Origin of the sequence: Poseidonibacter sp. (assembly GCF_041821165.1) — a bacterium.
Lineage (GTDB): Bacteria > Campylobacterota > Campylobacteria > Campylobacterales > Arcobacteraceae > Poseidonibacter.
Window position 1 is genome coordinate 1 of the sequence record NZ_JBGUES010000067.1, and the last position, 11,090, is coordinate 11,090.

Below are 11,090 nucleotides of genomic sequence, written 5' to 3' on the forward strand. Positions count from 1 at the left end.
TGTACCGGTTTTGAAAACCGGCGAGGTTCACGCCTCCGAGGGTTCGAATCCCTTGCTCTCTGCCACTTATACAATTTTACAAAAAATCATTTACTTTTATCATTGTTTATGATTTACTTATACATTGGAGCTATAGCAAAGCTGGTAATGCCTCGGATTGCAAATCCGATATGCGTTGGTTCGAGTCCGACTAGCTCCTCCACTTTTTAAACAATCACAAATTTTTTTTACTTAATCTTAGATTTCAATAACTTATATATATTCATTTGGATAGAATATCAAAAAAAGGATTTAAAATGGAAATAGGATTATTTGTAGGCTTTCTTGGCTTCTTTTTTACAGCTATAGTTTTGGTGATTATTTTTCTTTATTTATATGCAATTGTTACACCTTATGATGATTATAAGCTAATCTTCGAAGATAATAATCTTGCAGCATCGCTTGGTTTTGGTGGAGCTATTATTGGAGTATCAATTCCTTTGTATAGTGCCTTAGTTCACTCTGTATCTTATCTAGATTTTGCTATTTGGGGAGCAATTGCTATTTTAATTCAATTAGTTTTTGCATTTATAGTAACAAGACTTAATGGAAAATACTCTTTTAAAACAAAAATTTCTAATGGAGTTATTTCTGTTGGTATATTAATGGCATTTTTATCAATTTCAATTGGGCTTTTAAATGCAGGATCAATGAGTTATTAAAACTCATTGATAATTATTTAGACTTTTTAACATTATGAATTGCATATTCAACTTAGAATTGCAGCACTAATCCTAAAATTATAAAACTCACTTTTTAACTAATCAAATCATTCCTTTTTGTTGACATATGAAATATTTTAATATAAACTTAAATATTATATAAAATAATAAAGTTAGTCTTTTAATATTACACTATACAAAAGGAGTTGTTATGGCAAAATGTCCAATTACAGGTTTAGGAAGTGAAGATGCAGTTGTAAATCCTGCTACTGGAAATAGAGGAACTTACAATAAAGATTGGTGGCCTAATCAGCTTAATTTGAAGATTCTTTCTCAGCATAATAATAAAGTGAACCCTTTGGGAGATGAGTTTAATTATGCTAAAGAGTTTGAAAAGCTTGATTATGATGCTTTAAAAAAGATTTAACAGATTTAATGACAGACTCAAAAGAGTGGTGGCCAGCTGATTATGGTCATTATGGTCCTTTATTTATAAGAATGACTTGGCATAGTGCTGGAACATATAGAACAGGTGATGGAAGAGGAGGAGCAAGTACTGGTAATCAAAGATTAGCACCACTTAATAGTTGGCCAGATAATGGAAATCTTGATAAAGCTAGACGACTTCTTTGGCCTATAAAACAAAAATATGGAAATAAAATTTCATGGGCAGATTTAATGGTTTTAGCAGGAAATGTTGCTTTAGAATCAATGGGCTTTAAAACATTTGGGTTTGCAGGTGGACGAGTTGATGTATGGGAGCCTGAAGAGGACATTTATTGGGGAAGCGAAGATGAATGGCTTGGTGATAAAAGATATGATGAAGATAAACACAAAAGTGAAGATTTAGAAAATCCACTAGCAGCTGTACAAATGGGACTTATTTATGTTAATCCAGAAGGACCAAATGGTGAACCAAATGTATTAGAATCAGCAAATGATATAAGAGAAACATTTGCAAGAATGGCAATGGGGGATAAAGAAACTGTTGCACTCATTGCAGGGGGACACACCTTTGGTAAATGTCATGGTGCTGGAGATGCTTCTAATGTAGGTCCTGAACCAGAAGGTGAAGGACTTATCGCACAAGGTTTAGGTTGGTTAAGTAAATTTTTAAGTGGTAAAGGTGATGATACAATCACAAGTGGAATTGAAGGTTCTTGGACAGCAAATCCAACAAAATGGGATAATGAATATTTCGATATTTTATTTGCATACGAATGGAACTTAGAAAAATCACCAGCAGGAGCTTGGCAATGGACTCCTATAAATCCAAAAGAAGAGCATTTAGCCCCAGCAGCTCATGATTCATCTAAAAAAGTAAAAACTATTATGACAACAGCAGATATGGCACTAAGAATGGATCCTATATATGGACCTATTTCAAAAAGATTCCATGAAAATCCGCAAGAGTTTGCAGATGCATTTGCAAAAGCTTGGTTTAAATTAACACATAGAGACTTAGGACCAAAAAGTAAATATTTAGGACCTGAAGTTCCAGATGAAGATTTAATTTGGCAAGATACAGTACCAAAAGCTGATTATAAAATGATTGAAGAAGCAGATATTAAAACTTTAAAAACTAATATCTTAAATTCAGGATTATCAGTATCTAAACTTGTAACAACTGCTTGGGCATCTGCATCAACATATAGAGATTCAGATAAAAGAGGTGGTGCAAATGGTGCAAGAATAAGACTCTCACCTCAAAAAGATTGGGAAGTAAATAAAGGAACTGCTGAAGTTATTTCAAAATTAGAAGAGATTCAAAATGAATTTAATAACTCTTCAATAAACGACAAAAAAGTTTCTCTTGCAGATTTAATTGTACTTGGTGCTAGTGCGTCAATTGAAAAAGCTGCAAAAGATGCAGGATATGAAGTAAAAGTTCCATTTAACGCAGGAAGAACAGATGCAACACAAGAACAAACTCATATTGATTCTTTTTCACATTTAGAGCCAATTGCAGATGGATTTAGAAACTATCAAAAGAAAAAATATGCAGTAAGTGGTGAAGAGTTACTTGTTGATAAAGCACAACTTCTAACTTTGACTGCACCTGAAATGACTGTTTTAGTTGGTGGTATGAGAGCACTAGGAGCTACTTTTAATGGTGATTCTAAAGGTGTATTTACTAATAGAGTTGGTGTTTTAACAAATGACTTTTTTGTAAATCTTCTTGATATGGAAAATATTTGGAATAATATAGGTGAAGATGAAGAAGAGTTTGAGTGTACTACAAGAGCATCTACAAATATAAAATGGACTGCAAGTAGAGTTGATTTAGTATTTGGCTCAAATTCTCAACTTAGAGCAATTGCTGAAGTTTATGCACAAGAAGATTCAAAAGAAAAATTTGTAAATGATTTTGTGACTGCTTGGAATAAAGTTATGAATGTAGATATGTAAAAAGAGAAATAAAGAGAGTTTTTCTCTTTATTTCAAATAATTAAAAAACATAAAATTCTAAGTATTTTTTCTTAAAACAATCTCGAATTCAGCTCCAGAAAACTTTTGTTTTTTATATTCATACTCTTTATTTGATACTTTTATTTTTCCATTCATATTTTTTACAATAATACTTTGAGTCATATATAATCCAATTCCTGTACCATTTGAACTAAATTTTGTAGTAAAGTATGGTTCAAAAACTCTATTTATGATTTTAGGATCTATTCCATTTGCATTATCTTTGATTTTTATAATTAACTCTTTATTATTATCTTTTACAGTAATAAATATGTATTTTTCTTCTTCATTAGAAAGAAGTAGGGCATCTTTTGCATTATTTAAAATATTTAATAGTGCTTGTGTTAATTCATTTTCTAATCCATAAAATTTACAAGAATCTATATCTTTTACAACTGTAATATTTTTCATTTTTAGTGTTGCTTGCATTAATGTTAATACTCTTTCAATAGTATCTTCAATTTTAAAATCTATTTTAGTTTTATCTTTTTTAAAAAAGTTTCTAAAATCATCTATTGTTTGTGATAATGTTTTTGTATTTTTTACGATGGCATCTAATGATTCATTAATTGATTTAGAGTCATTTATTCCAAGTTCATTTTGAAGTTTAATACCTGATGCAACTGTACTAATAGTTGATAAAGGCTGTCTCCACTGATGAGCAATATTCCCAATCATTTCACCCATTGAAGCTAGTTTTGATTGTTGAAATAATATATCATCTTTTTCTCGCATTTTTTTTACTTGTTTTAAAACTTTCCCTTCAAGGTTATCATTTAACTCTTTTAAAGTTGCATTTTTTAAAGATAGTTCATCTTCATAATCTGATAATTTTTGATGAATATTTATTGCAATATACGCCATAATAACAACTAAGAAAATAGATAAGACTAAAGATATTATAATAATATTATTTATTGCTTCTGATAATTCTTCTGTTAATCTTTTTTGCTTATTTGCAAGATCTTGTTCTAAACTTGTAGTATAAAGACCTGTCCCTATTGTCCAATTTAAACTTTTTATTGTTTTTACAAAAGATATTTTTTCTGATAAATTTTTACCTATATTAAAACTTGTTGGTGTATAAGTGATAAATTCACCATCTTCATTTTTAGCTTTTTCTAATATATTTGTAATAATATCTTGCTCAATTTTACTAAAAGTTTTAAAATCTTTATTTACCATGCTTTTGTTTTTATGTGTAAGAACTCGTCCATTTTGTTCTATTGCAAAAATATAATCAGTTTTTCCATAACTTGAAATATCTAAAAGTTTAATTGCTTCATATTTTATTTTTTCCTCTATATCTTCATTATAAATAGCTGTTCCTATATATAAATTTAAAGGTTTAAAAACTTTTATGTAACCAATTTTTTCTTTCATTTTTTTTAAATCTGAATTCTCTTTATACCAAGACCAAGTATCATATCCTTCGCCTTTAGTTTTAGCTATATTAGTAAGACTTTGAATTATATATTTGCCATTTGAATCTTGAATATGAGTTAATGTTTTATTCGTATGCTCAGGTTTTTGAGGTTGCATCAAAACTTTGTTATTTAAATCAATAATGAAAAAATATCCACTTGCATTATCATAAAATCTTAAAGGTTCAAGCCTTTTTCTTATCTCTTTAATAATAATATCATAAGAACTATTCTTATGTAAATTGTAAGTTGTTTCAATTGTTTTATATCCAATATTAACAATATTTTTTAAGTGTCTTTTTTCTTCTTTTTTAATATTTATACTATTTGTTTCGATTAGATTTACAGTTCTATCTATACGGTTTTTTATATTATCTTTTAAATTATTAATATAGTAGTTTCTCATATTTTCTCTATTGTCTTCAAACTCTTTTTTTTCAAAAGAGATAAATTTAGAAGTTAAAATAAAAGAAGTTAAAATAACAGCAAAAATAGGAAGAATTACGACCCAATATGTAATGAACTTATTGTTAAACATATAAATATCTTCCTAGTTTTGATTTAATTGAGTTTTGTATATATCTCTAAAAGTTCAATCTGTTTATCAATATTGTAGATTTTTAAATCTAAAAATTTCATATCTCTAGAGTTTTTTAATGTATCTACATCACTTTGAGTTTTAAGTTGAGCTTTTTTTTCTTCATTTATAATTTTTAATATAGAATTATAAATTTCTAAATCTTGTTTTGTTACATCTATTCTATCATCATACATATTAATTTTTTCAAGTTTATTTTTAAAAAAAGTTTCTTCATCTAATATTTTATTTGAAAGTTCAACTTTAGCTTTTAAGTAATCTAATTTTTTACTCTCAATATCGTTAAAAGTTCTACTATCTAGTGGAATATTTAATGTTAATCCAAAAGTTTGTTCATTCTCTTTTGATAGTTTTGTATTTTCACCAATATCATGATATTTTGAATAATTATAAAAAGCATTTACACTTGGTAAATATTTTGCTTTTGTAATATATGCAAAATTTCCTTTTTTGATAATCTGCGCTTTTGCTTTTTGTATCTCAATACTTTTTTCTAAGAAATCTTTTTTTGAAGCAAGGCTTAAAACTGGTAATTCAAATTTTGTATACTCTTGTGAAGAGATGTTATGAAAATTATTTATAAGCTCTTGTTTTTGATATTTTAAATCAATTAATGTATGTTTTGATGTGTTTAATGTTAATAAAGCATTGTCTAAAAATGAACTATCTAAAAAACCATTTAGTACTTGTTCTTTTTTTCTTATTACATCAATTTGTGCATTATTTAAAACAAGGTTTGCTTTTTTTATATTTAGTTCACTTTTTTTAATTAGAAAAAGAAAATTAATTGCATTTTTTATTAGAATTTTTCTTTGTTCTTCAAGCTCTAAGTTTGCAAGTTTTTGTGTAGAATTAGCATATTTAATTGCTTCATAAATACCACCACTTCTAAAAATTGGTTGGTTTATACTAACAGTTGATTTTGATGTTTTATAATCTTCACCTAAATCTTTTCTATATTGATATTGGATTGGATTAATCCAATCTTTTTTTAATGTTGCACTATCTTCTTTGATTTGTTTATCGCTTAAATCAAAAGCATCATTTCTTTGTGTAGAAATAATGCTTTTATCTAAACTAAACTCTTGTGCATATAAATTTAATGAAATTAAACTACAAAAAAGTAGTTTAATTTTATTTGATTTTACTAAGAGCATTTTCTAACCTTTTAAATCCTTCATCAATCTCTTTTTTTGATATTGTTAAAGGAGGAAGCATTCTTAAAGTGTTTTTTCCAGCTTTTAAAACTAAAACACCTTCATTAAATCCTTCAGTTATAATAGAAGCTAAAGTCTGTGCATCTTTTACTCTAAGTCCTCTCATTAATCCAAGGCCTACACTATGAGTAAATAAATCTCTATTGTTTTGATAAATTTCGTTTAATTTATCTTGAAAATAGATAATTGTTTCATCTAATGTACCTGAATTTTTCTCTTCATCTAAAATATCTAATACTTCTAAAGCAGCACTTGTACATAAATAGTTTCCACCAAATGTAGAACCATGATCACCTGCTGTTAAAATATCTTTATGTGTTGTAATAACAGCACCAATTGGAACTCCACCACCTAAACCTTTAGCCATTGTGATAATATCAGGTTGTATTTCATAAAGATTTGATGCTAAAAATTCACCAGTTCTAAAAGCTCCTGTTTGAACTTCATCAATAATTAATAAAATATCTTTTTCTTTTAAATATTTTGCTAATTTTTGAACAGCTTCTTTATCTAATGGTTGAACACCACCTTCACCTTGAACTAACTCAATCATAACAGCAACTGTTTCATTATCAATTGAGTTATAAATATCATCTATTTTATTGTTAAAAGAAAAACCTTCAGGATAAGGAGCAAAATTTGCTGAATGCATAGATTCTTGACCTGTTGCTTTTACCGTTGTAATTGTTCTTCCATGAAATGAATGTTCTAAAGTAATTACTTTATATTTTTTACTATCAAATTTTGTTTCACCATATTTTCTTGCAATTTTAATAGCACCTTCATTTGCTTCAGCACCTGAATTTGCAAAAAATGTAGCTACATCCATTCCTGAAAGCTGTGCAATTTTTTGACCTAATTTTGCTTGAGGTTCAATAGCATAAAGATTTGATATATGAGAAATATTACTAACTTGCTCAAATATTTTATTGGCAACTTTTTTATTTCCATGACCTACTGAAACAACTCCAATCCCAGATGTAAAGTCAATATAATCTTTTTCATTCTCATCAAAAAGTGTCGCATTTATACCTTTTTTGAAGTTAACATAATTTCTTGCATAAGTTTGTAATACATACTCTTTATCTAATTTTTCTACCATATTATTTTCCTATTATTCTTACTTAATTATGGAAGAGATTATATCCAAAATATTTAAACGATTTATTAATATGATTATCTAGCTTTACTTATATATCTATTTAAATCAAATAAACCATAATTTAATGGATCTTGTTTTTTAAACTCATTATTAAACCAATCATAAGATTGCCAAAAGTTTGGATTTGCTCTATTTATTGTATATTTTAATATCTTATCAATATCACTTTGTGTGTTTTTATAATCTTTTATCAAGGTGAAAAAATCATTTAAATCTTTTTGTTCTACTTCTAAAAAAGCATTTGGATAAGAACCTATAAAACCTTTGATAAAATTTATAGTATCTTTTGAACTATCTAATCTTGATTCTTCATCAAATAATAGGGCAACATTTTTATGCCATCTATTTATAACTACTGTATAAACTAGATTATCTTGATTTTCCATTTTTATTCTAAGATAGGCAAGATTTGATTCTGAATTTGTAAAATGCTTTATAAAAGATGAACTATTTGGTAATGTTAATGTTTTTAATGTTTCTTCAATTTCATCTTTTGAATTATATGTTTTTTTTATTTCTGTACTTTTATAATCTTTTTCTATAAAATTTATCTCATCTTTTTTATTATTTGTATGTTCTAAAAGTTTTGAAATAAATTCATTTTTATAATCTTTTGTTTTATATGATATATTTGTATTTGCACCTGTTGGAATATATACACTAAGATATGAAGCTAACCAACCTTGATACCATGAATTAAAATACTCTTCTCTTGAGTTCTTTGGAAGATATTCTAAAAAGTTACTCTCACCTTCAATTCTAAGTCTATCCATATGTTTTCTTACTAATAATTGATGTGCAGTATTTCCAAATAAATCAAAACCTGCAACCAGGGAATAGTATATTCTTTCAATTAATGGAAAATCAATAAGCCATAAAGTTTTTGGAATATTTCCTAAGGCTCCTTTATGAACAGAAGCTGAGTTAAAATGTCTATATATTGTAAGAATTGAATCATTATCTTTTTTATTACCTTTCCAAATTGAATCTAATGATAAACCTTTTGGATAATATTTTTTATAAACTTTTGCTTTATTACTTTGATATTGTCTAGATAGTTTGTAATTATCTAAAATAGAAAAAGTTTTAGAAATATTTGGATCTTCTCCAAATTGATTTGGTATTGCAAGATTTTCTAGATTATCATGAAGAAAAAATCTATCTTGAACTGATAAATCATATTTTGGATCCATAAACATAATCCAAAAGTTATCTTCAATTACATTTAGTGCAATTTGTCCTTTACAAACAGGACCTCTAATAAATGTCATAATAATATAGTGAATATCATCTAATAAAAACTTATATCTACTATTAGCTGGAATTTGTTCAAATACCTCAAGTGCATTTGCAGCTGTATTATTATCATAAGTAATAGTATGAGGTTTTATAGGCCATTTTGTATTAATAAATAGTTCTTTATATCTTTGTAGTTTTAAATCATTTAATTTATAAACCATATGAGTTTTATGAACTATTGATGACTCTATTTTTCTAAATCGGTAATAAAATTTCTCTTTGATTTCATCATAAGGAAATTTTGTAGCAATAATTTCTACTTCTTTCCCACTAGGTGTTTTTGACCTAACTAATTCATAGAAGTTTTCACTTTTATCATCAAATGAAACATGTGCTAAAAATAGATGTTCATAAATATATCTAGCACTTACTTGATGTTTAATATCCAGATTATTAAAAAACTCTTCAAATTTATTTATTTCACTTTGTTCATTATTGGGTATTAAATTTATAGTATCATTTGGTAAACCTTGCTTAAGCCATGTCATTAAAAGGTTATACTCTTTTTTCTCTAAGGCAGGAAAACCATAAGGCATACCCTTATGTGGATTATCATCAAAATATTCAGCTAATTCATCTTTATCTTTTACACATGAAAGCTCATCAGTTTCAGGAGAATAATCACCTATATTTAATGGATTTTTCATTTTTTGATTAAGATATTGCATCATTATTGATTCATTTGAATTTTCTAATTCATCTGTTACAGAGAAAAAACCTTTTTCTCTCCACTGTTTTTCATTTACAGCATCAACAAATAATCTTGTAGGATTAGAAGCACTTAAACGATTTGCATAAATATCAGCTTTTGAAGCACCTCTTTGTAATCCTTCAAATGATGAGAGTTTTAATTGGCAAGGAGAGTTATAACATGAGTGACAAGAAACACATCTATTATCTAAAATAGGTTTTATATGATTTACAAAAGATATTTTTTTATTAACTTCTTCAAATTTAATTGGTTCTAAGGGTTTAACAGAACATGCTGTAAAAAATAAAGTAATAATTGCAAATATGACTAGTTGTAATTTCATTTAATAAATTCCTAAAAATAAAGTTTTGTATTATACAAAAATTTATATTTTTAAACAGCTTTTTGCTAAAATCAAAACTAAAATTAAAGGAAAAAAATGCAACACCTAATTAGAACTTCGGATTTTTCTAAGGATGAGATCTTAGAGTTATTTTCTGACGCTAGAGATTTTCTAGATTTTCAATCAAATGAGATTTTAAAAGGTAAAATTATTGTTACTTTATTCTTTGAAAATTCTACAAGAACTAGAAGTTCATTTGAAATTGCAGCTAAAAGATTAGGAGCTGAAATTGTATCTCTTGATGTTGGAACATCATCAACAAATAAAGGTGAAACAATATTTGATACAGTTGCAAATATCAATGCAATGAAGCCAGATGCAATTATTGTAAGACATAGTGATTGTGGATTACCTGAATCTTTAACTAAATTTGTTGATTGTCCAATTGTAAATGCAGGTGATGGTAAACACTCTCATCCAACTCAAGCATTATTAGATTTATTTACTATTTTTGAACATTTTGATGGTCAAACAGATGGTAAAAAAATTGCAATTGTTGGTGATGTTAGAAGTTCAAGAGTTGCAGGTTCAAACAGAAGATTACTTCCAAGATTTGGTATAGATGTAAATTTAGTAGCTCCTGATTGTTTTAAATATGATGGTGATGAGTATAAACAATTTAATAATATAAATGACATTATTGATGATCTTGATATTATTATGAGTTTAAGAACACAATTAGAAAGACACTCTGAAATATATTTTGAATCATTAAACGATTATGCAAAAGATTACTGTATTACAGAAGAAGTAATGGGTGATAGAAATATTTTATTATTACATCCAGGTCCAGTAAATAGAAATGTAGATATTTCAGATGAAATGTTAAAAGACCCAAGAAATAAAATTTTAGAACAAGTAACTAATGGTGTTGCAATAAGAATGGCTGTTCTAAAAAAACTAGTTAAATAATTATATTTGAATAAAAAATTTATAGAAAAACAATTAAATAAATATGGCTCTGAAAATGAGCCATTTTTTTTTATAATGTCTTATGACTTTTCAAAGTTTGAGATTATAAAATTATCATCACTACCATCTTCAATAAAGTTTGAAATAAATCAAAAAATTGTTTCAAAAACAAAAGAAAAAACGCAAATAAGAAAATTTCCTATTTCATTTTTTG

The 11,090-nt window shown here is 26.8% G+C and carries 6 protein-coding genes, 1 tRNA gene and 2 pseudogenes; 5 read left to right on the forward strand and 4 right to left on the reverse strand.

Annotated features, from left to right (window positions below; genetic code table 11):
• Positions 1 to 126: 126 nt before the first annotated feature.
• From ACERKK_RS06845 to katG, 3 genes and pseudogenes are all read left to right on the forward strand, one after another.
• Positions 127 to 202, forward strand: a tRNA-Cys gene (locus ACERKK_RS06845).
• A 94-nt stretch (positions 203 to 296) separates the two neighbouring features.
• Entirely contained in the window at positions 297 to 701 is a 405-nt protein-coding gene (locus ACERKK_RS06850; RefSeq protein ID WP_373772341.1) for a DUF350 domain-containing protein, read from the forward strand.
• A 211-nt stretch (positions 702 to 912) separates the two neighbouring features.
• A pseudogene (katG, locus tag ACERKK_RS06855) lies at positions 913 to 3,110 on the forward strand (catalase/peroxidase HPI).
• Positions 3,111 to 3,167: 57 nt separating this feature from the next.
• Here the strand turns inward: katG and ACERKK_RS06860 are convergent.
• The 4 genes from ACERKK_RS06860 to ACERKK_RS06875 form a co-directional block, all read right to left on the reverse strand.
• The gene (locus ACERKK_RS06860) at positions 3,168 to 5,132 is read right to left on the reverse strand and encodes a cache domain-containing protein (protein ID WP_373772342.1); all 1,965 of its coding nucleotides are present in this window, start codon (positions 5,130 to 5,132) and stop codon (positions 3,168 to 3,170) included.
• Positions 5,133 to 5,155: 23 nt separating this feature from the next.
• A complete protein-coding gene (locus tag ACERKK_RS06865; RefSeq protein ID WP_373772343.1) occupies positions 5,156 to 6,349 on the reverse strand; it encodes a TolC family protein in 1,194 nt (397 codons plus the stop codon).
• Complete coding sequence (locus ACERKK_RS06870; RefSeq protein WP_373772344.1) at positions 6,327 to 7,511, reverse strand: aspartate aminotransferase family protein; 1,185 nt, start codon at positions 7,509 to 7,511, stop codon at positions 6,327 to 6,329. Before ACERKK_RS06870 ends, ACERKK_RS06865 begins: the two co-directional genes overlap by 23 nt.
• A gap of 74 nt (positions 7,512 to 7,585) precedes the next feature.
• Positions 7,586 to 9,904 carry a fatty acid cis/trans isomerase gene (locus tag ACERKK_RS06875; protein WP_373772345.1) on the reverse strand — a complete coding sequence of 773 codons (2,319 nt, stop codon included), beginning with the start codon at positions 9,902 to 9,904 and terminating at the stop codon, positions 7,586 to 7,588.
• 96 nt (positions 9,905 to 10,000) lie between these two features.
• Between ACERKK_RS06875 and ACERKK_RS06880 the strand changes: the two genes are divergently transcribed.
• Positions 10,001 to 10,876 carry an aspartate carbamoyltransferase catalytic subunit gene (locus tag ACERKK_RS06880; protein WP_373772346.1) on the forward strand — a complete coding sequence of 292 codons (876 nt, stop codon included), beginning with the start codon at positions 10,001 to 10,003 and terminating at the stop codon, positions 10,874 to 10,876.
• A 6-nt stretch (positions 10,877 to 10,882) separates the two neighbouring features.
• Positions 10,883 to 11,090 (forward strand): annotated as a pseudogene (locus ACERKK_RS06885) (aminodeoxychorismate synthase component I); the annotation flags it as partial.

What these genes read in the sequence shown, in the direction of transcription:
- ACERKK_RS06850 (WP_373772341.1), top strand. Translation starts at nt 297, where the DNA reads ATGGAAATAGGATTATTTGTAGGCTTTCTTGGCTTCTTTTTTACAGCT.
- ACERKK_RS06860 (WP_373772342.1), bottom strand. Translation starts at nt 5,132, where the DNA reads ATGTTTAACAATAAGTTCATTACATATTGGGTCGTAATTCTTCCTATT.
- ACERKK_RS06865 (WP_373772343.1), bottom strand. Translation starts at nt 6,349, where the DNA reads ATGCTCTTAGTAAAATCAAATAAAATTAAACTACTTTTTTGTAGTTTA.
- ACERKK_RS06870 (WP_373772344.1), bottom strand. Translation starts at nt 7,511, where the DNA reads ATGGTAGAAAAATTAGATAAAGAGTATGTATTACAAACTTATGCAAGA.
- ACERKK_RS06875 (WP_373772345.1), bottom strand. Translation starts at nt 9,904, where the DNA reads ATGAAATTACAACTAGTCATATTTGCAATTATTACTTTATTTTTTACA.
- ACERKK_RS06880 (WP_373772346.1), top strand. Translation starts at nt 10,001, where the DNA reads ATGCAACACCTAATTAGAACTTCGGATTTTTCTAAGGATGAGATCTTA.